Raw genomic sequence first — 26,387 nt, 5'->3', positions numbered from 1 at the left:
CACGTGACGATCAACGAAGCACAGACCACGGTTCCCGCCATCGACTGGAAGCGGCGTGGCGGCACCCCGGCAGCGCCGAGCAACGGCCGGCTGCGGCCACTGGGCCTGCGCGAGGTGACCCTGCTGCCCGGATTCTGGCAGCGCCGCCAGGACGTCAACCGGTCCGCCTCGCTGGCACACATCGAGCGCTGGCTGGAACGGGCCGGCTGGCTGGGCAACTTCTCGCGTACACCGCAGGAGCGCCGGGGCCGCGAGTTCGCCGACAGCGAGGTCTACAAGCTCCTCGAGGCGATGGCCTGGGAGTTCGGCCGCACGCGTGACCCGCGCCTGGACGCCCGATACCGGTCGATCGTGCGGCGGGTCGCCGCCGCACAGCTGCCCGACGGCTACCTCAACACGAACTTCGGCCGTCCCGGCCAGCAGCCCCGGTACTCCGACCTGGAGTGGGGGCACGAGCTCTACTGCTACGGCCACCTGATCCAGGCCGCCGTCGCCCGGGCGCGCACGTTCGGCGCCGACGAGCTCGTCGAGGTGGCGATCCGCGCCGCCGACCACGTCTGCGAGGTCTTCGGGCCGGACGGCCTCAACGCGGTCTGCGGCCACCCGGAGATCGAACCCGCGCTGGTCGAGCTGTACCGGGTGACCGGCGAGACCCGCTATCTCGAGCAGGCGCGCCTGTTCGTCGAGCGCCGCGGTCACCAGACGCTGCCCGACATCGAGTTCGGTCGCGCGTACTTCCAGGACGACGTTCCGGTCCGTCAGGCCGAAGTGCTGCGCGGGCACGCCGTCCGGGCCACGTACCTGGCCGCCGGTGCCGTCGACGTCGCGGTCGAGACCGGCGACACCGAGCTGCTGGACGTGCTGTCCCGGCAATGGCGGGCCACCGTCGCGCGGCGCACGTACCTGACCGGCGGGATGGGCGCCCGCCACCAGGACGAGGCGTTCGGCGAGGACTTCGTGCTGCCGCCGGACCGCGCGTACTCCGAGACCTGCGCGGGCGTCGGCTCGGTCATGCTCGCCTGGCGGCTGCTGCTCGCCGAGGGCGACGTCCGCTACGCCGACCTGATCGAGCGCACGCTGTTCAACGTCATCGCCACCGCACCGTCCGACGACGGCACCCGGTTCTTCTACACCAACACGCTGCACCAGCGCGTCCTGGGCACCGAGCCGCCCGCCGACGCCCTCATGCCGCGGGCCGCGTCCACCCTGCGCGCGCCCTGGTTCGAGGTGTCCTGCTGCCCCACCAACCTGGCCCGCACCTTCGCCAGCCTCGCCGCCTACGTCGCCACCAGTGACGACGAGGGCGTGCAGGTCCACCAGTACGCGGCCGCCACGATCCGGACCGCGCTTCCCGACGGCCGCGACATCGGCCTGCGCATCGACACGGACTATCCGGCGTCCGGCCGGGTCACGATCCGGGTCACCGACGCGCCGGACACGCCGTGGACGCTCACCCTGCGCATTCCGCGATGGGCCGCGGGGGCGACTCTGGACGGCGTCGCGGTCGCGCCGGGCCACGTCCGCCTGCGGCGGAGATTTCAGACCGGGGAGGCCGTCGTGCTCGATCTGGCGGTCCGGCCCCGGCTCACTGCCGCCGACGCTCGCATTGATTCCGTACGCGGATGCGTCGCGATCGAGCGGGGACCGGTCGTGTTCTGCGTGGAGTCCGTGGACCTTCCGCCCTATGTGCCGGTCGAGGCGCTGCGCCTCAATCCGGGAGTCGCACCGGTCGACGGCGACGGCGGCGTGATCGTCGCCTGCCGGGTCACCTCACTGCCCGATGAGGACTGGCCGTACCCGCCGCCCCCGGGCCGCGGCAGCGACGTCGACTCGGTCAGCGTCACCCTGCGCCCGTACCACGACTGGGCCGGACGTGGCCCGTCCACCATGCGGGTGTGGTTGCCCTCGACCGTCCAATAAAAGTGGTTGGGCCCGGCGGTGCCGGGTATCCCCCAGTACGTAGCAATCTGACTCTGGAGGTGCCCGATGTCGTTCGATGACAAGGTGGACAACAAGGCCGAAGAGGTCGGCGGCAAGGTCAAGGAGGGCGTCGGCCGCGCGACGGACGACGAGCGCCTGGAGGCCGAGGGCCGGGCCGACCAGACCAGCTCCAAGCTCAAGCAGGCCGGCGAGAAGATCAAGGACGCGTTCAAGTCCTGACGCTCTCACGAGGCGGGCCGGGATCAGCTGATCCCGGCCCGTTCCCGTGTCAGCGCAGGCCGCTGAACAGGTCGTCCTCGGGGATCGGCGCCCCGGTGGTGTCCCTGACGCGCACGTAGCACTCCTGCCCCATCACCGCGTCGAAGGTCTTGCGGCCCAGGTTGATGAAGAAGGCGCCGTCGCCCTGGCTGGCGTGCGCGGAGAGCGCGTCGAACTTCTGGTCCAGCACGCCGGACACGTCCACCCAAGCGGTGATCTCCTCGTCCGGCCAGCCCATCGGCTGTTGCTCGTCGGGCTCCGGCCCGTCCAGGCCGAGGCCCATCTCGCGCATCCGGTCGCCGACCTTCTTCATCATCGAGCGGGGCAGCGCGCTCATGTACACCTTGGCCGGGCTGTCCACGAGTTCGAGGGCGGCCATCGTGACGCGGTGGACCTGGATGTGGTCCGGGTGGCCGTACCCGCCGTTCTCGTCGTAGGTGAGCACGACGTCGGGCTGATACTTACGGATCAGCGCGGCCAGCCTCTCGGCGGCCTCGGGCACCGGGGCGGACCAGAACGCCTCCGGCGCGGTGTTGCTGTCCCAGCCGAGCATCCCGGAGTCGTGGTAACCGAGTATCTCCAGGTGGGAGACCTTCAGCGCGGCACACGACGCCTCCAGCTCGCGCCGCCGGGTGGCCACCACCGCCTCCGGGTCGTGCCCCGGCTCACCGGGCTTGACACCGTTAGGTCCGTCACCGCAGCGCCCGTCGGTGCACGTCACGACGACCGTGGTGACGCCCTCGGCGGCATACCGCGCGAGCACACCACCGGTGCTGGTGACCTCGTCGTCCGGGTGCGCGTGAACGGCGAGCAGGGTCAGGGGTCGATCGCTCATGTGATCACCCTATGCCGCGAATCCTGTCGGACCCCGATCGCATAATGCCTCCATGTCGCACGCCGATCTCACCCTCGCCGCCTGGCGCACCCTCTCCGACGAGACCGCACACCAGGTCGCCGCGGCCATTGCCCGTGACACCGGGTCTGAGCTGGTCGACGGGTTCTTTGAGCGCGACGGCCGCCGCTTCGCGCTGGTGCCCGGCGGGGCCGCCCGGGTGGGCTACGACGCGGCGCGCTTCTCGCCCACCGAGCGGCAGGCCGCGCACTTCGCCGCGGAGGCCGCCGAGTGGGGCATCGAGGAGTCCCTCCACGACTTCGTTGACCAGGCCACCTCGCCGGCCCGCGCGGTCGTGCTGCCCGCCCTGCTGGTCGCCGTCCGCTCCGAGCCGGCCGGCAACCTGGTCCTCGACGACGACGGTGATGGCGACGACCACGCCTGGATGACGGCCGGGCTGGCAGGCCGTGGTCTGCGCCCGCCCACGCCCGATGAGTGGGAGTTCGCCTGCGGCGCGGGCGCCACCACACTGTTCCACTGGGGCGACGACTACCCCGACGGTGAGCCCTACGGCGACGTCCCCCTGCTCGCCCAGCCGAACCGTTTCGGCCTCCACATCGCCGACGACCCCTACCGCGCCGAGTTCACCACCGACCCACAGGTGCTCTGCGGCGGCGACGGCGGCTCGGCCGTGTGCGGCGGCTACGGCTCGTTCCTGAGCTGGCTGACCCTGGCCACCGCCTATCGCGACACCAGCCTCCCCGAGGTCGTCGCCGACGGCGGCCTGACCGACGAGACCCCGGTGCGGCCGGTCATCGCCATCCCGTGACGCCGGGACCTTGCACAGCCCTGAGACTTTTGCCGGAACCGATGGAAAGTATGGACACATTCATCGAAAGTCATTAACGTCTGGAACACCGCGAGACCCTCCCTCGGTCCCGCTTCCCCCGCCAGGTCGGTGAGTCGGCGCAGGTCCCCGCTCCTGGTAATCGCCAGAAAAGTGGACCTGCCATGCCCTTGAAACGCGTCCTCGCAACGCTGATCGTCGCTTCATCCGTGGTGCTGGCCGCGCCCCGGCCGGCCCTTGCCCACCCCGTCAATCCGGCCGACTTCCAGCAGGTCACGCTCGCCAAGGGGGTCGCCGAGGTGGGCGAGCCGATGGCCATCGCGGTGCTGCCTGACCGGTCGGTGCTGCACACCGCGCGCAACGGCACGCTGCGCCGCACCGATGCCGCGGGCACCACCACCGTGATCGGCACGCTGCCGGTCTACACCCACGACGAGGAGGGGCTGCAGGGCGTCGGGGTCGATCCGGGCTTCGCCACGAACCGGCAGATCTACCTCTATTACGCTCCACCCCTCTCCACGCCCGCCGGGGACGCGCCCGCGACCGGGACGGACTTCTCCGCGTGGAACGGTGTGAACCGCCTGTCGCGGTACACCCTCAACGCCGACTACACGCTCAACACCGGGAGCGCGGTCACCGTGCTCGACGTGCCGGCCTCCCGGGGGATCTGCTGCCACGTCGGCGGCGACATCGACTTCGACGCGGCCGGCAACCTGTACCTGTCGACCGGTGACGACAGCAACCCGTTCGACTCGGCCGGGTTCTCGCCGCTGGACGAGCGCACCAACCGCAACCCCGCCTACGACGCTCAGCGCAGCGCCGGCAACACCAACGACCTGCGCGGCAAGGTGCTGCGGATCAGGGTGAACGCGAACGGGTCGTACTCGATCCCGGCCGGCAACCTGTTCCCGCAGGGTACGGCGAACACCCGCCCGGAGATCTACGCGATGGGGTTCCGCAACCCGTTCCGGATGAGCGTCGACAAGGCCACCGGCGCCGTCTACCTCGGCGACTACGGGCCGGACTCGGGCTCCACCGATCCGAACCGCGGGCCGAGCGGCCAGGTCGAGTTCAACCGGATCACCAGCCCCGGCAACTACGGCTGGCCGTACTGCACGGGGACCAACACCACGACCGAGACCTACAACGAGTGGAACTTCGCCGCCGGCACGACCGGCGCCAAATACAACTGCGCGGGCGGCGCCACGAACAACTCGTTCCGCAACACCGGGCAGGGGACGCTGCCGCCGGCCCGGCCGGCCTGGATCCGGTACGCCGGTGACGCCGGCAGTCCCGCCGAGTTCGGGGGCGGTTCCGAGTCGCCGATGGCCGGCCCGGTCTACCGGTACGACGCCGCGAACCCGTCGGCCACCAAGTTCCCGCAGTCGCTCGACGGTCACTTCTTCGCCGGTGAGCTCGGGCGCGGCTGGATCAAGCCGATCCACGTCGGCACCGACGGCGCGGTCGGCGCGATCTCCGACTTCGTGTGGGGCGGCAAACAGGTGATGGACATGGCGTTCGGGCCGGACGGCTCGCTGTACGTGCTGGACTACGGCACCGGCTACTTCAACGGCGACGCCAACTCCGCGCTCTACCGCTACGACCACGTCGGTGGCGGCAACCGGGCACCGACCGCGGCCGCCGCGGCTGACAGGACGTCCGGGCAGGCGCCGCTGACCGTCGCGTTCTCCTCCGCCGGGTCGTCCGACCCCGAGGGCGGCGCGCTGACGTACTCGTGGAACTTCGGCGACGGGACCACCTCCACCGCGGCCAACCCCACCAAGACGTACGCGGCGAACGGCACGTACAACGTGACGCTCACGGTCACCGACCCGCAGGGCGCCACCGGTACGGCGAGCGTGCAGATCGGCGTCGGGAACACCGCGCCGTCGATCAGCATCGGGACGCCGGGCAACGGGCAGCTGTTCTCGTACGGCGACTCCGTCCCGTTCTCCTTCACACCCAGTGACCCCGAGGACGGCACGGTCAACTGCACGCGGGCGAAGATGACGTACGTGCTGGGCCACGACAGCCACGGCCACCAGATCACCTCGGTGAACGGCTGCACCGGCGTCATCACGATCCCGGTCGACGGCGAGCACGACGCGGCGGCCAACATCTTCGCGGTCTTCGACGCCGAGTACACCGACGCGGCCGGCCTCACCACCCACCAGCAGCACATCCTGCAGCCGAGGCACCGTCAGGCCGAGCACTTCAAGACGTCGTCCGGGATCAACACGTTCACGAAGACACCCGCCGGGGGCGGCCGGACGGTCGGCGACATCAACAACGGTGACTGGATCGCGTTCGACCCGTACCAATTGGGCAATGTCACGTCGTTCACCGCGCGGGTCTCGTCCGGCGGCGTGGGCGGGACGCTGCAGATCCGGGCCGGCTCACCGACCGGGACCGTGCTCGGCTCGGCCACCGTGCCGGTGACCGGCGGCTGGGAGACGTTCACGAACGTCAGCGGTACGGTGACCGGCGCACCGGCCGGCACGACAACGCTCTACCTCACGTTCGCCGGCGGCGCCGGCGCGCTCTACGACGTGGACGCCTTCACCCTCAACACCGCGGCGTCCGGCCCGGTCAAGGGCCTGGCCGGCAAGTGCCTCGACATCTCCGGAGCGGCGAGCGCCGACGGTACGAAGATCCAGCTCTGGACGTGCAACAACACCGCCGCCCAGCACTGGGCCCGGTCGGGTCAGACCTTCCGGGCTCTGGGTAAGTGTCTCGACGTGGCCGGAGGCGCCACCGCCAACGGCACGAAGGCACAGCTCTGGACGTGCAACGGCTCCGGTGCCCAGAACTGGGCACCGCAGTCCGACGGCACGATCCGCAACCCGCAGTCCGGCCGCTGTCTGGACGTCAGCCAGAACAGCTCCGCCGACGGTCAGCAGATCCACATCTGGGACTGCGTCGCCGGGGCCGCCAACCAGAAGTGGGTGCTGTCTTGAGAAGAGCACTACTGATCCTCGCCATGATCGCCGCGTCGCTGGGCCTGCCCTCGCCGGCACAGGCCGACACTCCCTACGACGTCCTCGTCTTCTCCCGCACGGCCGGATTCCGGCACGACTCGATCGCGGCCGGGACCCAGGCGATCCGGGACCTGGGCGCCGCGAACGGGTTCACCGTGACCGCCACCGAGGACCCGGCCGTGTTCAGCGCCGCGGGCCTGGCGCCGTACGAGGTCGTGGTCTTCCTGAACACCACGGGTGACGTGCTCGACGCCGCGCAGCAGACCGCGTTCGAGAACTTCATCCGCTCCGGCCGCGGGTACGCCGGGGTGCACGCCGCCGCCGACACCGAGTACAGCTGGCCATTCTACGGCGAGCTGGTCGGCGCGTGGTTCGCCTCGCACCCGGCGATCCAGGCCGCGAACGTCAAGGTCGAGGACCGGGCACACGCGGCCACCGCGCACCTGCCGCAGACCTGGAACCGCACCGACGAGTGGTACGACTACCGCACCAACGCCCGCTCCAGCGCGCACATCCTGGCCACGCTGGACGAGTCGTCGTACTCGGGCGGCACGATGGGCGCCGACCACCCGCACGCGTGGTGCAAGACGTACCAGGGTGGCCGCTCGTTCTACACCGGCGGCGGGCACACCCAGGCGTCGTACGCCGACGGTGCCTTCCGGGCGCACCTGCTCGGCGGCATCCGGTACGCGGCCGGGCAGGCCAAGGCGGACTGCCGGCCGGAGACCGGTTACACGGCGCTCTACAACGGCTCGACCACCGGTTGGTCGCAGGCCGGTCCCGGCGCGTTCACCAACTCCGGCGGCACCCTCACCTCGACCGGTGGGATGGGCCTGTTCTGGTACAGCGCGAAGCAGTTCACCAGTTACTCGCTGAAGCTGGACTGGCGGCTCGCCGGCGACGACAACACCGGCGTCTTCATCGGCTTCCCGCCGTCGACGGACCCGTGGTCGGCCGTGAACAACGGGTACGAGGTGCAGATCGACGCCACCGACGCCGCCGACCGCACGACCGGCGCCGTCTACACCTTCAAGTCCGCGGACCTGGCCGCCCGGGACGCCGCGCTGAACCCGCCGGGCGCGTGGAACACGTACGAGCTGCTCGTCGAGGGCGAACGGCTGCGGGTGTACCTGAACGGCGTACAGATCAACGATTTCACCAACACCGACCCGGTGCGCTCGCTCGCCGGCCACATCGGCATCCAGAACCACGGCGCCGACGACGAGGCCTCGTTCCGCAACATCCGGATCAAGGAGCTGGGCGGCCCGCCGCCGGCGACGTCCGGCCCGATCAGGGGCCTGGCGGGCAAGTGCCTGGACGTCTCGGGTTCCGCGACCGCCGACGGTACGAAGATCCAGCTCTGGACGTGCAACAACACCGCCGCGCAGAACTGGTCCCGGTCGGGTCAGACCTTCCGGGCCCTGGGCAAGTGCCTCGACGTGGCCGGCGGCGCCACCGCCAACGGCACGAAGACGCAGCTCTGGACGTGCAACGGCACCGGCGCGCAGAACTGGGCACCGCAGTCCGACGGCACGATCCGCAACCCGCAGTCCGGCCGCTGTCTGGACGTCAGCCAGAACAGCTCCGCCGACGGTCAGCAGATCCACATCTGGGACTGCATCGCCGGAGCGGCCAACCAGAGGTGGGTGCTGCCCGCCTAGCGATCACGACTCGGCGCCCGCCGGCGGGATCGTGATGGCGATCTTGCCGGCGGGTTCGCCGGTCTTGAGGTGGCCGAGGGCATCGGCGGTCCGCTCGAGCGGATACGTCCGGTCGACCACCGGGGTGAGCGCGCCGGAGTCGGCAAGATCGCTCAGAGTGCGCAGGTCGGCGGCGGGCTGGGTGGACATGAGGCCGGTCAGGCGCTGGCCCACGAACGGCGTGAGCAGCATCGCCCGGATCTGACGGTCGGCGCCCTGGAGCACCCGCCCACCGCCCGGCCCGCCGACGATCACGAGCGTGCCCCGTGGGGCGAGGGCCCGGCGCAGCCGGGTCAGGGAGCGGTTGCCGGCCGTGTCGAGGATGAGATCCCACCGGACGCCACCGGCGGTGAAGTCCTCGCGGGTGTGGTCGATGACGTGGTCGGCGCCGAGGGAACGGACCATCTCGGTCTTGGCGGTGCGGCACACACCGGTGACGTGAGCTCCATAAGCCTTGGCGACCTGGACGGCGAAGCTGCCCACGCCGCCGCCGGCACCGGTGATGAGCACCCGCTGCCCAGTGGTGAGCCGGCCGGCGTCGCGCAGACCCTGCAGTGCGGCGCACCCGGAGCCGGGCACCGTGGCGGCCTGGACGAAGCTGAGGGCGGCCGGCTTGGGCGCGAGTTTGTCCTGGCCGGCGCGGGCGAACTGAGCGAAGGCGCCGTCGCAGGTGCCGTAGACCTCGTCGCCGGGACCGAACCGGGTCACGTTGGCGCCGACGGCCTCGACGCGGCCGGCGACATCCATGCCCGGCACCGGATTCCTGGGGCGGCGCAGCCCGAAACCGGCGGCGCGCAGCAGGTAGGGCAGGCCGGTGACCACGTGCCACACGCCCTGGTCGACGCCGGCGGCCTCGACGCGGACGAGGACGTCGTCGGCGCCGAGCGCCGGAACAGCCATGTCCCTCAGCCGGAGCTGATCCGGTTCGCAGTAGGTGTCGCGGGCGATGGCGATCATCCGTGGAACCCCCTTCGGTAGGCGACGATCTTCACGGCTGCGGAGACGAAGGCCGCCAGCACGAACGCCAGATACAGCGTGTTGGCGATCCAGAAGTGGTCGGCCTCCCCCAGGGCCAGGCCGAACGGGACGATCGCGGCGAGGCTCATGACATAGAAGCCGACATGGTCGCCGAGCCGGCTGATCTCCCGGTCCCGCACGTCGCGGCGGTGCCCGCCGCGCGTGGAGAGACCCGCCAGCACGCTCAGGACGATGTTCGCCACGATGCCCGCACCGATCGCCGTCAGCAGGGGACCCACGTAGGCGACGCCGGCGACGCCGGCGCCCGCCGCCCGGCTCAGGACCGTCGCGACGTAGATCGCCGGAACAGCGGCCGCGACCAGGGCGTAGATCCACCAGCGCTTCTCTTCGGGGGTCATCGCCCTCTCCCAATGTATAAAAACTTTGACACCTCGAAGGTAAAGCGATGCCGACATGGTGTCAATAATTTTTGACCTGGCCCCGACCTGGCACCTTTCCGACAGGTGCGGGCCCGGTCGTCCGCTCTAGGATGCTCGTCGAGTCCGGCCCGGGGTGGGAACGAGTTGACCAGCGAGAACGACGGTGCGCCGCTGCGCGACGCGATGCGTGCCGCACTGGGCGGTCTCGTGCGTGGCGGCCGGCTGGTCAAGCAGTCCTCCGGGCCCTATCTGATCGGGCTGCTCTGCGCCACGAGCCTGGTCCCGGTGGCGGCGGCCGCGTGGAGCGTCACCGTCCCGGTCAACCTGGCGATCGCCGCGGGGCTCGGCTCGGTCGGCGCCAACGTGCTGACGAACGTCCTGTCCAAGGGGATCGAGCGCTTGCGGGCGGCGGGTCCCGAACAGCCCACGCCGGCGGCGATCGAGCGCGAGCTGCTCCTTCTGATCGAGGAGGCGCTCGGCGGCGACGAGGACCAGGCCGCCGCCCTGCGCGCCGAGATCGCCGGGCTCCTCCAGCGGATCGACGCGGTCGGCGCCCTGATCGAGGCGGGCGACGCGGATCTGCGGGACACCGTCGCGGAGAGCCTCGCGTCGCTGGCCGGCCAGTTCAGCGAGTTCCAGTTCGTCGTGACCGAGACGCAGGCGGCGCTGTGGCGCATCGAGGTCTCGCTGCGCCGCCAGGAGGAGCAGCAGCGGGCCGGGCTGGAACGGCTCGCCGACCAGCACCTGACGCTGCGGCTCGTGCTGGAGAAGGTCGCCGCGGTGGAGGCCCGCACGAGGACCGATCCGGACGACGCCGTGCCCGGGGCCGCCTGGCAGGGATGCCCCTACCGCGGGCTGGCGCCGTTCGAGGAACGTCACTCGGCCGTGTACTACGGGCGGGCGGAGGCGACCACCAGGCTCGTCCAGCAGCTGGCACTGCGCCTGACACACGGCCGGATGTTGGTGGTCGTCGGCGCCTCCGGCGCCGGCAAGTCGTCGCTGCTGCGAGCCGGACTGCTCCCCCGGCTGGCCGCTGACCTGATGGTCCCCGGCTCCTCGGCCTGGCCCCGCCGCGTGCTGACACCCACCGCCGGCCCGCTGGAGGAACTGGCCGCCCACCTGGCCGACCTCACCGGCACCGACGCGGCCTCGGTGCACGGCTCGCTGATCGCCGACCCCCGCAACGCCCGCCTGACCGCCCGCCAGGCCGCCCGGAGCGTGGGCCCGGACAGCCGGGTGGTGCTGGTCGTGGATCAGTTCGAGGAGTTGTTCACGCTGGTCTCCGGTGATCCGGCGGGACGGCGGCAGCAGCTCGCGTTCGTGGCGGCGCTGAACGCGATGGCCACCGCCGACCGGCCCGGCGACCAGCCGCCCGCTCTGGTCGTCGTCGCGGTGCGCGCCGACTTCCTCGATCGGGCGGCCGCCTTCCCGGAGGTGGGCCAGGCGCTGGCGGCCGGCTCGTTCGTGCTGGGGCCGATGACGGAATCCGAGCTGCGCCTGGCGATCACCGGCCCGGCCGCCGAGGCCGGGGTCCCGCTCGAGCCGGGGCTGGACGAGTCGATCCTGGGTGAGCTGCGCGACCGTACGCTGGTCACCGGGTTCGACGCCGGGGTGCTGCCCCTGCTGTCCCAGGCGATGCTCGCCGTGTGGGAGGCCCGCGACGGTGGCCCGCTGACGACACGCGTGTACTGGCGGATGGGCGGGGTGGGCCAGGCCGTGCAGACGAGCGCCGAGGCGGCCTACCAGGCGCTGCCGGACGCCGGCCGCCAGGTCGCGCGCTCGGTGTTCGTGCAGCTGACGGTCGTGACCGGCAGCGGGCAGCTCGCGTGCCGCCGCGCCTCCCGCTCGGACCTGGCCGCCGCGGCGGGAGTCACGCCGGGCGAGGTCGAGGCGGCGCTGGCACCGTTCGCCGACCGCCGGCTGATCGTTGTGGAGCACGCCGCCGTCCGCATCGCCCACGACGCCCTGCTGCGCGGCTGGGCCCGGCTGCGCGGCTGGCTGGACGCCGAGCAGGCGGATCGCAAGCTCTACCGCGAGCTGGCCGAGGACGCGTCGCTGTGGGACGAGCGCGGGCGCGATTCCTCGTTCCTGTACCGCGGCTCGCAACTCGACGCGGCGGTGCGGGCGACCGGCCGGTGGAATGCTGACGCCGGCCGGTTCCCCGAGCTCGCGCCGCGTACCCGGGAATTCCTCGCCGCCGCCCGGCGGGCCGCCGGCCGCAGTCGAAGGCTGCGCCGCACGGTGACCGCGGTCCTGTCGACGCTGACCGTGGCCGCGCTGGTGGCGGCCGGGCTGGCCATCCGGAGCCAGGCGGACCTGCGCCGGCAGCAGGACGTGGCGCTCTCCCGCCAGCTTGCCGCGCAGAGCCAGGCCGTCCGGCCGGATCACCCGCTGCTGGCCGGCAGGCTGGCCGCCACGTCGTGGCGGATCTCGCCCACCGAGGAGGCCTTCACGAGCATGCGCGCGGCGATCGCCGACCATCGCGCGGTGCTGCGCGGCCACACCAACGTCGTCAACGACGTGACGTTCAGCCCGCGCGGCGACCTGCTGGCCAGCGCCTCCGACGACGGCACGGTCCGGCTGTGGGACCCGCTGACCGGCCTGCCGGCCGGCGGACCGCTCACCGGCCACGAGGGCACCGTGAGCCGCCTGGCCTTCGACCCCGCCGGATCGACGCTCGCCGGCGCCGGCGACGACGGCACCGTCCGGCTCTGGAAGACGACGGCCGCCGGAGCGACCGCAACGGAAGCAGACGGCCGGACACCCGGCACGGAACCGAGCGGGGACGGTGCCGGGCCGGTCGGGAGAACGCTGAGGGGGCACGTCGGGCCGGTGACGGCGGTGGCGTTCGGGCCGCGGGACCATCTGCTCGCCAGTGCGGGTGACGACGGCACGGTGCGGCTGTGGAACGGCGCGGCCGGGACGCCAGTGGGGGCGCCGTTGACCGGGCACGGTGGTGCGGTCACCGCGGTGGCGTTCCGCCGGGACGGGCGGATGCTCGCGGTGGCCTCCAGCACGCCGGCCGGTGGTGTGGTGCACCTGTGGGACCCGGCCACCCGGCGGCGGGTGGGCAAGACGCTCAACGGGCACGCGGACTGGATCTGGAGCCTGGCGTTCAGCCGCGACGGGCGGCTGGCCGGCGCCGGGCTCGACGGGACGGTCCGGGTGTGGGATCCGGTGACCGGGCGCAGGGTGGCGCCGGTGCTCCGCGGCGAGGGCAAGATGACCGGCGTGGCGTTCAGCCCGGACGGCACCCGGCTGGCCGGCTCGGGCAGCGACCGCATGATCCGGCTCTGGAACACCTCCGGCGGCAGGCTCGCCGGGACACCGGTCAGCGGACGGCAGGACTGGGTCTGGAGCGTGGCTTTCAGCCCGGACGGCCGGATGCTGGCCACCGGCGGCGAGGACGGCACCGTCCGGCTGTGGGATCCGGCCACCGGGCAGCCGGTCACCCGGTCGGTGACCACCCGTCGCGGCTACCTGAGCGATCTCGCGTTCAGCCCGGACGGCCGCATGGTGGCCACCGCGACCGGCAACGACCGGAGAGCCGTGCTGTGGGATCCGGCGACCGGCCGCCCGTTCCCGGGCCAGCTCCCCCGGCTGCCGTCACAGGCGATCTCCCTCGACTTCAGCCCGGCCGGTTCCCTGCTCGCCGTCGGCGGTGAGAACGGCGTCGTCACCCTGTGGAATCCGGTCACCCGGCGCGCGGCCGGCCGGCTGACGACCGGCGACCACGGTGTGGTGGACTCTCTGGCCTTCAGCCGGGACGGCACCCGGCTCGCCACGGGCGCCGAGGACGGGACGGTCCAGGTGTGGGACCCGGCCACCGGACGACCGGTCACCGGCCCGATGACCGGCCATCGCGGCACCGCCAACGCGATCACCTTCGCCGCGGGTCTGGTGGTCACCGCCGGCGAGGACGGAACCGTGCGCCGGTGGGACCCCGAGCTCGGCGAGCCGGCCGGTCCGCCGATGACCGGCCACGAAGGCTGGGTGCACACGGTGGTCGCCTCCCCGGACGGGCGTCTGGTGGCCACCAGCGGTGACGACGGGACGATCCGGCTGTGGGACCCGGCCACCGGGCGCGAGACACGACGGCTGACCGCCGGTGAGGCCGTGGCGGACCTCTCCTTCGCACCGGACGGGCGGGTCCTGGCCGGGGGCGGCGGCCGGAACGCGGTGCGGCTGTGGGATCCGGCCACCGGACGGGAGATCGGGCGGCCGGTCGTCCAGAGCACGGAGCCGAACAGCTCCGTCGGTGTCCTCGCCGTGGCGTTCAGCCCGGATGGCAGGATCATCGCGCACATCAGCATGCGCGCGCTGTCGATGACGGACCGCGCGGTCATTGCGGACACGTTCGGTACGGTGTGCGCCCTCTACGGATCCCTGAGCCCCGAGGATTGGCACACATATCTGACCGGTAGACCCGTAACCCCGATCTGCTCGTAGCAGGACGGTCAGCCGATCAACCAATTGATGCCCGTCCCCGGGTGAACAAGCGCGGTGACCGTGGAAGGCCGCGCCGCGGCGCTGCTAACTTCCGCGCCATGGTTTCGCGGTGTCTCACCGGCGTGTGCGCCGCCGGCCTCGTCCTGACGGTGCTGACCGGGTGCGGCAGTGACCGCAATCCCGCCCCCGAAGCGGCCGCCGCGGGCGAGCCCGTCGTCACGTCCGTGCCGTCGCCGATCGAGTCGCCGACCGCCACGCCGTCGTCCCCCTCGCCGTCGCCGTCGCCGAGCGCGACGACATCGGCCACCAAGTCGCCGGACACCTCGAGCGCGAAGACCCCTGACGGGAAGACACCGGGCACGAGCACGAGCCGCCCGAAGCCGGCCACCCTGCGGCAGCTGCGGAAGATCGTCGTACGGCAGGCGGACCTGCCGTCCGGATGGGAGCCCATCGAGTCGATCAGCATGCTCACGCCCGAGGTCAACGCGGCGATGGCCAAGTGCATAGGCGTACGCGACACGACCCCGCACATGGTCGCCGGCGCCGAGTCGAAGGCGTATTTCAGCGGACAGTCACAGATCCAGTCCGTCGCGGCCAGCTACCGCGGCGAGTCCGATCTGGACGTCGACTACGGCATGCTGACCAACCCGCGGATGAAACTCTGCCTGGAGCGCCTCGTCCGGTTCGTGCAGGAGGAGCTGGGGGGAACGGTCGACTCCGTGACCACCAAGGTGACGCTGGACCCGCCGGGATACCCGTCCAACGTGGTGGCGGTCGTGGAGGGCCGGATCGAGGGCGACCTCGCCGGGCTGGCCTCGGTGCAGTACGACCGGACCGTCTACATCCGCGGCCCGCTCCTGCAGGTCCAGGTGGGGATGGCCAGCGTCGACGAACCGGTACCCGGGGACATCCTGGACGCCGTGGTCGACGAGGTCGCCGCCCGCGCGGGCGCCCTGGGTTAGGACTTCAGCGCGACCGGGCGCCTTCCAGCCGGGCCTGTGCCAGCAGTGCCTCCAGGTGCCGCTTCCGGCGGCGCCGCACCGCACGCCAGGCGAGGAGGAGCGCGACCAGGGCCGCGGCCAGGAGCAGTTGGGGCCACGGCACGACCCAGGTGGTGACGCTGACCTCGGGCATGTTGTCGGCGGGTGAGAACGAGACGGTGGTCCTGACCCGGCCCAGGCCCCAGACCCCGTCGACGCGGGCGGACACGGCACGGGTGCCGCCGGGCAGCAACTCGCCGACCGTTGCCTCGGCCGTGGAACCGAGCAGGTCGGCGGACTCGATGCGGGCCCGCGGTTCGAGGCGGACGTTGCCGGTGTTGGCGGCGGTCCAGGCGACCTGGACGGTGCCGGGGTGCAGCGGGTTCCAGGAGCGCTCGAACCGGGCACGCAGATCAGTTACGGTCAGCGCCGGTTGCAGGGTTCCGGAGGCGCGGAGCAGGACGCGGAAGCCGACGCGGCTCTCGACCTGGACGGTACCCTGCCGGCCCAGGACCGTGGCGGCGATGCCGGCCGGGTGGTCTCCGGGGGTGGCCTTCTCCGGCACGGTGATGGTGAACGGCACCACCTTCGCGGTCTGCGGCGGAACCGAGACCGACTCCTGCACGGCGATCCAGGTGCCGCCGTCCACCGACTTCTGGTCGGAGGGAAGCATGTTGAAGCGACCCTTGTCGGTCAGGTAACCGTCGGCGGCCTTGAGCGCGAAGGTGACCGCGCTGTCGCTGAGGTTGCGGACCGCGAGGTGCTCGGTGATCACCTGGCCGGGGTCGAGGGTGTGCTCGATCCAGCGCCGCCCGTCGGGACCGGCTTCGCCGGCGGGCTGCACGGTCCAGGTCACCGGCGCGGGCGCCGGCGCGGACAAAACGGGCGCGGACAAAACGGGCGCCACCGGGATCGCCAGGGCCACGGCGGCCAGGATGCCTGCGACGGGGGTGATCATCGGCGCGCTCCAGGGGTGGCGAGGGGCGAGGGCTGAAGAGGCGTGCGGGACGGGCGGGGGCCGGAGCCCCCGCCCGGAGGATCACTCGAAGAGGGACAGGGTCAGGGTGGCGCGGTAGGAGCCGGCCGCGACGTCCGCCGGCGTGCGCAGGTTCAGGCCCGCGTTCACCGTGTAGGCGCCGCCGGTCACCTCCGCCGAGTCGTAGGTGGACACGAGCAGTTCCTGATCGACCAGACCGACATTGTTGCCGGGTTGGGTCTCGTCGTCGAGAACGGTCACGACCTCCTCGCCCTCGCTGACGAGGCCGGTGTCGCCACCGTCGATCAGGCGCGGCTTCCAGCCGAGGTGGCCGGCGCTGATCGGTGCCTGCCCGGCGGTGCCGGTGAAGTCGCTCGAGCTGCCCAGCACGGCCCAGCCCGACCCGGCCGGAATCTCCTCGAGCGTGCGGGTGTCGGTGACGGTCACCGTCGGCAGCGTGCCGGTGAACTGGCGGACCAGCAGGTCGGAGCCGTTCTCCTGCAGGGCGACGGAGGTGCCGGCGACGGTGAGCGCGAGAACGCCCGGCTCCTTGATCTCGGTGATGTCGACGGTGACCTCGACCTCGGCCTCACCCGGGTCGGCGATCGCGGCGGCCGGGAGGGCGGTCGCGGCCAGGACCGAGCAGGCGAGGACCGAACAGGCGGCGATCGGCAGTCTTCTTCTGATCATTTTCAGGCTCCACAGCTGAGGGCGGGGTAGGTGGTTGCGGTTGAGTTGACGGTCGCGGTGCCGGACGGCACCGATGCGGCACGTGCGGCGAAGGCTTGATAGGCGTTGGCGCCGGGTGCGATCTGGGTGAAGACCTTTTTTCCGTACGCGGTGACGACCTCGATGTCGAGCGGTGCGGTGTGGTCGTTGCGCACCTGGACGGCCACGTATGCCTTCCCGGCGATGCAGCGCGGCTGGACCGTGACGGCCAGCTGCGGCGGAGCGCTCTCGCCGGCGAAGACGCGCCACTCGGTGATCGCCACGGCGGAGTACGTAGTGCCGTTGCCGTTGGCGCTGACCGTGGCCCGCAGCCGCGCCGTGGTGACCGGCTGCTCGAACGTGACGGTGTTGAAGGCGGTGGTGCTGGTCCCGTACGTGCCCGGGATGTCCTGCCACGCCGCGCCGTCCCAGTGCTGGAGCCTCCAGCTGTCCGGCTGGGCGACCCCGTCACCCGTGCCCTGGTTGGAGTCCCGCCAGAACTTGAGTTCGGCACCGGTGAGCCGGATCGGGCGGGTCCAGTCGTACTGCACCCACTGGGTGGCCGGGCGGGTGCCGGACCAGGTTCCCCAGAGCTGCGCCTGCGCCGGGTTGGCCGGGTCGGCGTCGTCGTTGAGCGCTCCGACGCTGTTCCAGCCGGCCGTGTAGGACGCGGTCGGCACCGCGATCGGCGCGACATTGCCGGTGAGCGGGCCGGACAGGTCGGCCGGGATGGTGACCGACTTGGCCGTCTCCAGGTTGCCGGCCCGGTCGAGAGCGCGGAACGTGACGGTGTGCTTGGCCGCGTCCGGTGCGGCGATCGGCCCGGCGTACGCGGTCCACGGCCCGGTGCCGATCGTGTACTCGATCCGGTCGACGCCCGAGGTGACGTCCGTGGCGGTGACCGTGACCCGGCGGTCGGCCACCGTGCCGGCGCTCACCGGGTTGGTGGCGTCGATCTTCACAGCCGCCGTCTGCGTTGCCGAGGTGTTGCCGGCCCGGTCGGTCGCCGTGGCGGTGACCGTGTGCTGGCCGTCGCCGGTGACGGTGGCCTCGGCGGAGCGCGTGTCGGGGGTGACGACCGGATCGGCGCTGTCGGTCCTCAGGGCGATCGACATGCGTCCGCCTCGATCGTCGGACGCGTTTGCGCGTACCCGAACGGAGGAGCGGAACCACCCGGCGGCCCCCGCCGAACCACTCAGGGTGAGCGCAACGGCCGGCGGGGTCTCGTCCCCCTCGGTGTCGCCGGGCGAGATGACCGTGACCGTCGCCGTGATCCTGCCGGCGGCGTAGCCCAGGACGCTGCCCTGCTTGGTGAACGTGCCCGGCGCCGAGACGTCCGCGGCGGTCACCGGGTCCCAGGAGACCGGCACCCGCAGCGTCTCGTCGCCGAACGTCACCGGAACCGTGCCGGGCAGGTCGGTCTCGCCCACCTCGACCGTGATCGCCGGCGCCGTGACCGAGGCCGGCTGTGCGGCGAGGACCTTCCACTCCTCGACCGCGACCGCCGAGTACGTGCTGCCGTTGGTCGACGCGTCGAACACCGCCCGGACCTGCGTGGTCGTGACCGCGTCGAAGGTGGTGTTCTGGAAGCCCTGGGTGCCGGTCGGGTACGCGCTCGGGTTCGGCACGTCCTTCCATTGGCCGTCCCAGTACTGGATCCTCCAGCGCGCCGGTGCGGCCACCCCGACGCCGGTGCCCTGCGGCTGGTCGTTCCAGAACTCGATCTGCGAGCCGGTGATCCGCATCGGCTGGTCCCAGGTGTACTGGACCCACTGCTGCGGCGGGTTGCTGCCGGTCCAGGTGCCCCACATGTCCGGCGGCAGCGGGTTGGCGCGCACGATCTCGTCGTTGAGCGCCTTCACCCAGTACTGGGTGGGTACCGGCTCGTTGGAGACGGTGACCTTGGCGGCCTGGGCGATGTTGGCGCGCGGTGTGCGGTCGGCCTGCTTCGCCGGGGTCTGCACGACCTGCCTCATCCGCGGCGGCGACTGGGTGTCGTCCCACTCGAGCCTGTCGATCGCGACCGACCTGCGGAAATGACCACCGCCGACGGCGTCCGCGGTGTGGTAGACCATCCACCACTGCCCGTTGAACTCGACGATGCCCGGGTGGCTCGTGGTCGACGAGACCGGGGTGAGGACGGTACCCCGGTATGTCCACGGTCCGGTCGGGCTCGTCGCGGTCGCGTACGCGATGCACGCGTGGTAGTTCGCCGGTGTGCAGGCCGAGGTGGGACCGGCGTTGTTACCGGCGTACGCCAGGTAGTAGGTGCCGTTGCGCTTGAACAGCCAGGACGCCTCGAAGAAACCGGTCAGGCCGCTGACCGGCTGCTGGGTGGTGACCGGTGTCCTCATGTCGGCCGCGAGCTCGATCAGCCGCAACTGGCCGAACGTTCCCCAGTAGAGGAAGACCCGCTGGCCCTCGACCAGGATCGTCGGGTCGATGTTCTCGATGGTGTTGGCGGTCGGCACGCGCTGCGAGATCAGCGGACCGCCGATGTGGTCGGTCCACGGGCCGGTCGGCGTATCCGAGACGGCCACGCCGATGGCGAATTTGTTGGCGGCGGTGGAGTCGCGCTCGGAGACCGGGACGTACCAGTAGTAGCGGCCGTCCGGACCCTTCACGACCTGGCCGGCGTAGGCGCGGCCGGGTGTCGCCCAGCTGAAGACGTTCTCCGGGCGCATGAGCGACGGGAAGTGGGTCCAGTCCTTCTGCGACGGATCGGCGGTCCGGAACGCGCCCCACTCGTTCATGATGAAGTCGTTGACCGCGGGCCCGGCCTCGTCGTGCCCGGTGTAGATGTACAGGTTCCCGCCGTCGACCAGCGGCGCCGGGTCGGCGGAGTAGTAGGAGCCGTCGGACAGGATCGGGTTCTTCTCCGACGTGAACGTGTACGAGTCGGCCGCCCGGGCCGGCGCGGCGGGTGCTGTCACCAGCAACCCCACCGCGACCAGGCCCGCGACCGCTCCTCTGAGCAGCCTCAAGGGGAAACTCCTCGTTATCCGCAGCTGACCGCGGCGTAGGGGGCGGTAATCGACTTTCCGTTGACCTTCACCGTTGCCGCACCGGCTGCGATGGACGTCGCGCGGCTGTTGAAGGACTGGTAGGCGGACTTGCCGGGCTGCACAGCGGTGACCGTTCTGCTGCCATATGGCGTGATCAGCTCGATGTCCAGCGGCAGCTGCCCGGTGTTCTTGGCGGTGACCGCCACGTAGGCCTTCCCAGCGGTGCACTGGGACTTGGCCTGGACTTCCACGGGCACTGCCGGGGCAGGGACGTCGTAGACCTCCCACTCCTGGACACCGGGAGCACCCCTGCCCTCCTCGGTGCCGCTCGCGGTGAGCACCGCCCGCAGCCGGGTGGTGGTCACCCGGTCGAAGGTCACCGTGTTCCACGCGGTCGCCGAGTTCCCGTACGCCGACGCGTTCGCGACGTCGGAGAACGCGGTCCCGTCCCAGTACTGGAGCTTCCAGGCACTCGGCGGCGCGACACCCGCACCGGAGTCGTCGATGTCCTGGACGAACCAGATCCGGGTGCGGTCCACGGTCACCGGCGCCGCCCAGTCGAGCTGGATCCACTGCTCGCCGACCTGCGGCCAGGTGTTCCAGACGTCCGTGTTCGGCCCGACCGGCCCGGTCGGCGTGACGCCGTCGACCAGGTTGTCGGCGGTGACCCAGCCGGGGGTGTACGACGCGGACGCCGTGCCGGTCCGCGCCACGTTGACCGGCGCCTGTCCCGCCTCCACGGTCTCGGTCCCCACCGCCGAGGTGTTGCCGGCCCGGTCCTGGGACCGGTACTCGACAGTGGTCGCGGCCGACCCGATCGGAACCGCTCCGTTTGCCGTCGTCCAGTCGCCGCCGGGCAGCCTGTACTGGACAGCGGCGATCCCGGAGAGGGCGTCGGTGCCGGTGATCGTCAGTTCGCGGGTCTGGCTGTTGAAGGTCGCCCTCGCCGTGGGTGCCGTACGGTCGATCCCGACCTTGATCTCCGTGATCTCGGAGACGTTCCCGGCGTCGTCGGTGGCTCGCGCCCGGACCGTCGCCTCGCCCTCCTCGGTGATCGTGATCGACCCGGTGTAGGCGACCCAGTCGTTAGTCCGATTTATCTGGATATCTGGGCTCACATCCCTGTTATCCGTCGCGGTCGCGGTCACCTTGACGTCCGACGTCGTCCAGGGAGCGGACGGGTCAGCGGTCAGAGTCGTGACCGGTGGTGCGGTGTCCTGCGGACCACCCGTGCCCACTGTGACCGTCGCGGTGGCCCGCTTGTCGGTGCCGGCGACCTGCCCGCCCACCTCGAACGTGCCCGCCGCCGCATACTTCGCGGGATCGATCGGGTCCCAGGTGACCGGGATGCCGCTCTGCCGCGACCCGTCGTTGTAGCCGACGGTCACCCCGGCCGGCAGCACCGGCGCGACACCGACCGCGGTGCTGACCGCCACCGGGTCGACGGTGTTGATCTGCACCGGATCGCTGCCGCGCACCCACACGTGGGCGGTGGCGGTCAGCGTCGTGCCCGCGACGAAACCGGAGACGGTGAAGTCACCGACCGACGCGACACGGTCCGGGTCGATCGCGCCCCAGGCCACCGAGACCGGCAGCCGGGCGCCGTCGGCGTACGTGACCTCGACGGTCGCCGGCAGCGTGGGCACCACGCCGACCTGCGTGCGCACGTCCACCGGAGCGATCGACGAAGCCGGCGCGGCGAAGACCCGCCACTCGGAGACGCCGACTGCGGAGTACGCCGTACCGGCCGCGTTCGGCAGCGCGTTGAACGTCGCCCGCAGCCGAGTGGTCGTGACCGCGTCGAACGAGACCGCGTTGGTGCGCCCGCGTACGGCCGGGTCGAACCCGGTCGCACCGGTCACGTCCTGCCACGCCGCGCCGTCCCACCACTGCACCTTCCACGATCTCGGCACCGCGACACCGGAACCGCCGGTGGTGCTGTCCGACCAGAAGTCGATCGAGGCGCGGTCGACGCGTACGGCGGACGGGAAGTCGTACTGCAGCCAGCGGGTGGCGGGCTCGTTGCCGGTCCACGTGCCCCACAGGTCGGTCTGCGCACCGCCGGAGAACAGCGCGGGTTTGCCGTCGTTCACGGCGTTCACGTTGTTCCAGCCCGCGGTGAAGCTGGCCGACGCGGACGCGGTGGAGGCTACGTTGATCTCACCCTCGGCGAGCGCTGTCGCGTTGACCACCACGTCCTTGTGGCTGTCGCCGACGGTCAGCCGCAGTGTGTAACGGCCGGACTTGGTGAACCGGGCGACGGTGCTGGGCGAGGACGCCGGGTCGAAGGCGACGGCGCCGCCCTCGGGAGCGTCCACGACCGACCACGCGGAGGTGACCGCGGTGCCGGGGTTCCCGTCGTCCTGGGCGAGGCCGATCAGGCGTACCGAACCGGCCTGGTTGTAGGTGGAGTCCAGCCAGGCGTCGGCCAGCGGCGGGGCGTTCGACGGGTCGGGTGCGGCGACTCCGGTGTCGTACGCCTGGATCTCCTTGACACCGGTCCTGAAGCCGGGCGCGTGCTGCACGGTGACGCGCAGACGCTCGGCCTCCACCGACGGGAACCGCACACGGTTCAGGTTGCCCTGCGGATAGGCGGGGAACCTGCTCTGGCCGGGGACCCGCTCCCATCCGTCGCCGCTGTCGTACTCGACGAGGAACTGGGCCGGTGGCGCGTATCCCTGGACGGTCGCGGTCGTCGAGGTGTTGTAGAAGTACACCCGGACGTCGTCGACCTTCTTCGCGCCCTCCAGGTCCACGATCAGCGAATCGGTGTTGTTCGGTGATCCTGCCGTACCCCAGAAGGGTTCGTTGATCGTGGTGCCGTCGACCGCGCCCGCGGCACCGCGCCCGGTTGCCGCGAAGGTCGCGGTGACGGGCTTGCCGGCCGCGACGTTGGCCGACCCGGTGCTGGCCGGGGCGATGTCCGCACCCGCCTTGGCGAGCACGTCGACGATCCGCGCGCCGGCAGAGAAAGTGACCTCCTGAGGCGATTTGACGGCTATCTGCTTCTTATTCGTGATCTGCGCGCCAGGCGCCGTCACCTCGCCCGTCGCCGGGTCATAGACGATCTTGGTGAGGCGGTCGGACGTGAACGCCAGCTCACCGTCGAGGTAGACCGAGTAGCCCTCGGGGACGTCGTTGCCGTAGTGGCGCTCGCCGCCGGGCGCGTCCCAGACCACGCTCAGGTCGCGGTCGCGGTAGCGGACGTTGTTGACGGTGAAGTGGTCCCAGCCGATGTCGATCGGGTCCAGCTCGATCTTCGCGTCGTCGCGCGGGCGCAGGCCCATCGCGTCCTCGATGACGGTGAAGTTCGTGGCGCCCAGGATCGTGTGGTGGATCCAGGAGCGGTAGCCGATGCTCTGGTTCGCGGCGGAGCCGTCGGCCCAGAACTCGTTCTGGTCGGGATACCGGTTGTCGCCGTTGTTCTGGTAGTGCGCCCAGGCGTTCCAGTAGAGCAGCTTCTTGTACCACTCGGCGTTGATGTACTGGGTCGGGTAGTTCCGCAGCACCGAGGAGAGCATCCGGAACGTCACCGTCGAGTTGATCACCGAGAAGTTGTTGCTGCCCGGCTCGCCCTGCGCGGCCGCGGCGGCCTTGTCGGCCTGGTTCGCCGTGGTGAACGGGAAGATCGGGTACTGGGCGTCGTCGGCGAACAGCCGCAGCGCCTCCCGGTACTCGGCGGTGTTCGGCATCAGCCCCACCGAGAACGGGTAGTAGTTGTTGATCTCCTTCCACGGGACCAGGGCGTCCGTGGCGACGTGCCGGTGCTTGAGCAGGTTGCCGTAGTGACCCATCTCGTCCGGGGTCTCGCGGGCCGGCTCCCACAGGTACTCGAGGACCGCCGTCTTGATCTGCTCGGCAAAGGCTTCCATTTCAGCCGATTTTTCGGCATTTCCTGCGATTTTGTACGCCTGGGCGGAAGCCTTCGCGTTCGAATAGAGGTACGCGCTCTCGGTCCGGTCCATGTAGCCCGGCCGCCAGTGGAACGACACCGCGTCGGCGTCGTTGCCGGTCATCGCGCCCCAGTTGTACTCGATCAGGCCGTTGCCGTCGAAGTCGTAGGCGTCCTGCACGCCCTTGACGTCGTTCTCGGCGTACTCGGCGAGGTTCTGGGCGATCGCTTTCGGTCCACCGTGGAGCTGGTAGGAGCGCCACGCGGCTTCCGAGATGTACTGTGTGTAGCTGTTCGACCAGTTGGCCGGATCGCCGGGATTGTCCACATATTTACTGCTTTTTGCGGTTTCACCGGCAGAAATCCAGGGACCGTACGAGTAGACCGGGTCCCGGAAGTACTTCAGGTCGTCCACGAACATGCCGACGGTCAGCACGATCGCGTTGTTGTAGCCGAGCACGCCCTCCATCGACGTCGGGAACTGGTAGTCGTTGCCCGGGATGTCGGCGTCGAGGAAGTTGAACCGCATCAGCCACCACCGGTAGAACAACGTCTTGTCGATGTTGTCCTCGGGAGTGTCCAGATAGGGCACGTTCTGCGCCCACCACCGGTTGTACGCCGTGACGTGCTCGGTGTACGCCGCACCCGGAGCCAGGCCGCGGAACCTCTCGTACTCCGCGGTCGACGCCGCGCTCTCCCTGGTCACGAAGCCCAGTTGCACCTTGGTCCGCACCGAGCCGCTCGCCGGCACCTGCAGGGTCTGCCGCAGCGTGCCCTCGACCGGCGTGAACCCGTCACCGGAGAACCGCGGGAACAGGTTCGTCAGCCGGTTGTAGGCGCGTACCGCACCGGTCAGCTCACCGCCGCCGTCCGGCACGGTCCGCGCGAACGGCGAGCTCGCGGTCAGCGTGACGTCCTTGGCCGCCCCGTTCGAGCTGGACACCTCGAGGTTGGTGACCGCCACGTTCGCGTCGGTGATGAACTTCGTCTGCACCACCCGCAGCCCGGCCGCGGTGTTCGCGAACACCGACCGCCAGTAGCTCGGCGTCTGCTTGCGCTGGGCGGCGTCCTCGGTGAGCGCGATGTCCGCGCCACCCACCGAGGCGGTGATCGTGTACGCACCCTGCCCGCCGGCGATCGACTCGATGTACGCGACCTCACCGCCGAACCCGAGCGTGCCCGGCTGGTGCGTCTTCATGAACACGGCCCGGCCGCGGCTGAACAGGTACTGGTTGGCGTCGCCGTTGGAACCGCCCGGCGTGTTGCCGGTGCGGGCCAGCATCCGGTCGAACCAGAAGTCCTGGTCGGAGCTCGACCCGGCGCCGTTGGCCAGATCGGCGTCGAAGATGGCCTGCAGCTGGTTGCGCGCGTGATATCCGGTCCGCTCGTCCGGCACCGGGGAGGCGCTGCCGGTGAACACCGGATACGGCGTGTTCGCGTTGGGAGCGGCGTGCGCCGCGGTGGGGACGGAGAGCAGACCGGCGAGCATCAGCCCGGCGGCCACGACGGCCTTACGGGATATCGGTATCGCTGGCGTTGTCACGAACGGACGCCTTCCTTGGGGTCGATCCGCCGCACGATCGGCACGGCGGACGGTGGATGCCGCGGCCGGTGGACGCCACGACAGGCGTCTCAGGCAGGCACCCCGCGCACCCGTCCTGAGCAATCAACGAAAACCTTTTCGGTGATCCTGACAACGTTTCATGATCGTGTCAACGGGTTGGTTTCCGCAGCGTGCAAGCACATCCACAATGACTGTCCGACGTACTCGGACATCCCGGGCCGAAACGCGAAAGCTTTAGATGTACGCGACACGGGCGCCCCGCCGGAACAGCGAGGCGCCCGTGAGTCAGCGCGACGGTACTGCGGCGCGGCCCCTTGCCGCGCCCGCCGGGGAAGCTGCGACCCGGCCCTCAGCGGCTGTCGCGCCGGGCCTGGCGGCGCGCACCCGCAGCCCGGGTGGAGGCGTGCCGCTTACGCCGGTCCGGAGTGTCCGGCCGCCGGTCGTGCAACTGCGGCGTCAGCTTCTGCACCGGCGGCGTGACCACCGGCCGTACCACCTCGGCGTCGGCCAGCCGCTCGGCCTTCAGCACCTCCGCGCTCTCGTGCGCCACGGCCGCCAGCCGCGCGCTCACCGTCGAGAGCAGCTCCTCGAACACTTCGGCCTTGGCGCGGCGGCGGGCGTTGCGCGCGTACGCCTTACCCCGCCCACCGGTCTCCTCGACGCGCGCCGCGGCCCGGCGCCGATAGTTCTTGACCTGCTTGTTGCGCGCCCGCCGCACCCGCGTGTGCAGGTCGATGAGAGCGTCCTCGTCCAGGTCCGCCAGCCGCTCCGAGTCCGCCTCGCGAACGAGCTCCAGCTCCGCCTCGGTCAGTGATCCCAGAATCGCGTCCATCCCGTCACCCTCACGGACGATCCACACC

General features: G+C 71.1%; 15 protein-coding genes. 7 read left to right on the top strand and 8 right to left on the bottom strand.

Translation table 11 applies throughout. From position 1 onward, the window contains the following. The first annotated feature begins 3 nt into the window (after window positions 1-3). Together AB0M02_RS22420 and AB0M02_RS22415 are read left to right on the top strand one after the other, a co-directional pair. Window positions 4-1,920 carry a beta-L-arabinofuranosidase domain-containing protein gene (locus AB0M02_RS22420; RefSeq protein WP_364229604.1) on the top strand — a complete coding sequence of 639 codons (1,917 nt, stop codon included), beginning with the start codon at window positions 4-6 and terminating at the stop codon, window positions 1,918-1,920. Window positions 1,921-1,986: 66 nt separating this feature from the next. After that, a complete protein-coding gene (locus AB0M02_RS22415) occupies window positions 1,987-2,160 on the top strand; it encodes a CsbD family protein (RefSeq protein WP_364229602.1) in 174 nt (57 codons plus the stop codon). 49 nt (window positions 2,161-2,209) lie between these two features. On the opposite strand, the gene AB0M02_RS22410 is transcribed toward AB0M02_RS22415, so the two are convergent. Continuing rightward, complete coding sequence (locus tag AB0M02_RS22410; protein WP_364229600.1) at window positions 2,210-3,034, bottom strand: PIG-L family deacetylase; 825 nt, start codon at window positions 3,032-3,034, stop codon at window positions 2,210-2,212. 52 nt (window positions 3,035-3,086) lie between these two features. Here AB0M02_RS22410 and AB0M02_RS22405 point away from each other — a divergent pair, with 52 nt between their 5' ends. The 3 genes from AB0M02_RS22405 (at window position 3,087) to AB0M02_RS22395 (ending at window position 8,517) form a co-directional block, all read left to right on the top strand. Further along, window positions 3,087-3,860 (top strand): hypothetical protein, encoded by a 774-nt coding sequence (locus AB0M02_RS22405; RefSeq protein WP_364229598.1) that lies wholly within the window; start codon window positions 3,087-3,089, stop codon window positions 3,858-3,860. Window positions 3,861-4,042: 182 nt separating this feature from the next. Beyond that, window positions 4,043-6,835 carry a PQQ-dependent sugar dehydrogenase gene (locus AB0M02_RS22400; RefSeq protein ID WP_364229596.1) on the top strand — a complete coding sequence of 931 codons (2,793 nt, stop codon included), beginning with the start codon at window positions 4,043-4,045 and terminating at the stop codon, window positions 6,833-6,835. A 23-nt stretch (window positions 6,836-6,858) separates the two neighbouring features. Further along, window positions 6,859-8,517, top strand: a complete 1,659-nt coding sequence (locus tag AB0M02_RS22395) for a ThuA domain-containing protein (protein WP_364230003.1) — start codon at window positions 6,859-6,861, stop codon at window positions 8,515-8,517. Between the two features lie 3 nt (window positions 8,518-8,520). Here the strand turns inward: AB0M02_RS22395 and AB0M02_RS22390 are convergent, their stop codons facing one another. Then, window positions 8,521-9,513 carry an NAD(P)-dependent alcohol dehydrogenase gene (locus tag AB0M02_RS22390; RefSeq protein ID WP_364229594.1) on the bottom strand — a complete coding sequence of 331 codons (993 nt, stop codon included), beginning with the start codon at window positions 9,511-9,513 and terminating at the stop codon, window positions 8,521-8,523. Further along, window positions 9,510-9,932 (bottom strand): hypothetical protein, encoded by a 423-nt coding sequence (locus AB0M02_RS22385; RefSeq protein WP_364229592.1) that lies wholly within the window; start codon window positions 9,930-9,932, stop codon window positions 9,510-9,512. The genes AB0M02_RS22390 and AB0M02_RS22385 overlap by 4 nt, the downstream gene beginning before the upstream one ends. 165 nt (window positions 9,933-10,097) lie before the next feature. Here AB0M02_RS22385 and AB0M02_RS22380 point away from each other — a divergent pair, with 165 nt between their 5' ends. Next, on the top strand, window positions 10,098-14,402 hold the full coding sequence (locus AB0M02_RS22380) for a hypothetical protein (protein WP_364229591.1): 4,305 nt from the start codon (window positions 10,098-10,100) through the stop codon (window positions 14,400-14,402). Window positions 14,403-14,500: 98 nt separating this feature from the next. Next, entirely contained in the window at window positions 14,501-15,364 is an 864-nt protein-coding gene (locus AB0M02_RS22375) for a hypothetical protein (RefSeq protein WP_364229589.1), read from the top strand. 4 nt (window positions 15,365-15,368) lie between these two features. Here AB0M02_RS22375 and AB0M02_RS22370 read toward each other — a convergent pair whose 3' ends face one another. The 5 genes from AB0M02_RS22370 to AB0M02_RS22350 form a co-directional block, all read right to left on the bottom strand. Next, complete coding sequence (locus AB0M02_RS22370; protein WP_364229587.1) at window positions 15,369-16,340, bottom strand: DUF916 domain-containing protein; 972 nt, start codon at window positions 16,338-16,340, stop codon at window positions 15,369-15,371. A gap of 81 nt (window positions 16,341-16,421) precedes the next feature. Then, a complete protein-coding gene (locus AB0M02_RS22365; RefSeq protein ID WP_364229585.1) occupies window positions 16,422-17,048 on the bottom strand; it encodes a hypothetical protein in 627 nt (208 codons plus the stop codon). Window positions 17,049-17,050: 2 nt separating this feature from the next. Then, entirely contained in the window at window positions 17,051-20,050 is a 3,000-nt protein-coding gene (locus AB0M02_RS22360; protein ID WP_364229584.1) for a family 43 glycosylhydrolase, read from the bottom strand. Window positions 20,051-20,064: 14 nt separating this feature from the next. Then, on the bottom strand, window positions 20,065-25,506 hold the full coding sequence (locus tag AB0M02_RS22355; RefSeq protein WP_364229583.1) for an Ig-like domain-containing protein: 5,442 nt from the start codon (window positions 25,504-25,506) through the stop codon (window positions 20,065-20,067). Between the two features lie 370 nt (window positions 25,507-25,876). Continuing rightward, the gene (locus AB0M02_RS22350) at window positions 25,877-26,359 is read right to left on the bottom strand and encodes a hypothetical protein (RefSeq protein WP_364229581.1); all 483 of its coding nucleotides are present in this window, start codon (window positions 26,357-26,359) and stop codon (window positions 25,877-25,879) included. Window positions 26,360-26,387 lie beyond the last annotated feature (28 nt).

The sequence above is a fragment of the Actinoplanes sp. NPDC051861 genome (assembly GCF_040681145.1).
Lineage (GTDB): Bacteria > Actinomycetota > Actinomycetes > Mycobacteriales > Micromonosporaceae > Actinoplanes.
The sequence above is the reverse complement of the archived record's forward strand: the minus strand, read 5'-3'. Positions and strand labels throughout refer to the sequence as shown.

Coding starts and splice junctions, on each gene's coding strand:
- AB0M02_RS22415 (WP_364229602.1), top strand. CDS start 1,987: ATGTCGTTCGATGACAAGGTGGACAACAAGGCCGAAGAGGTCGGCGGC.
- AB0M02_RS22410 (WP_364229600.1), bottom strand. CDS start 3,034: ATGAGCGATCGACCCCTGACCCTGCTCGCCGTTCACGCGCACCCGGAC.
- AB0M02_RS22405 (WP_364229598.1), top strand. CDS start 3,087: ATGTCGCACGCCGATCTCACCCTCGCCGCCTGGCGCACCCTCTCCGAC.
- AB0M02_RS22400 (WP_364229596.1), top strand. CDS start 4,043: ATGCCCTTGAAACGCGTCCTCGCAACGCTGATCGTCGCTTCATCCGTG.
- AB0M02_RS22395 (WP_364230003.1), top strand. CDS start 6,859: ATGATCGCCGCGTCGCTGGGCCTGCCCTCGCCGGCACAGGCCGACACT.
- AB0M02_RS22390 (WP_364229594.1), bottom strand. CDS start 9,513: ATGATCGCCATCGCCCGCGACACCTACTGCGAACCGGATCAGCTCCGG.
- AB0M02_RS22385 (WP_364229592.1), bottom strand. CDS start 9,932: ATGACCCCCGAAGAGAAGCGCTGGTGGATCTACGCCCTGGTCGCGGCC.
- AB0M02_RS22375 (WP_364229589.1), top strand. CDS start 14,501: ATGGTTTCGCGGTGTCTCACCGGCGTGTGCGCCGCCGGCCTCGTCCTG.
- AB0M02_RS22370 (WP_364229587.1), bottom strand. CDS start 16,340: ATGATCACCCCCGTCGCAGGCATCCTGGCCGCCGTGGCCCTGGCGATC.
- AB0M02_RS22365 (WP_364229585.1), bottom strand. CDS start 17,048: ATGATCAGAAGAAGACTGCCGATCGCCGCCTGTTCGGTCCTCGCCTGC.
- AB0M02_RS22350 (WP_364229581.1), bottom strand. CDS start 26,359: ATGGACGCGATTCTGGGATCACTGACCGAGGCGGAGCTGGAGCTCGTT.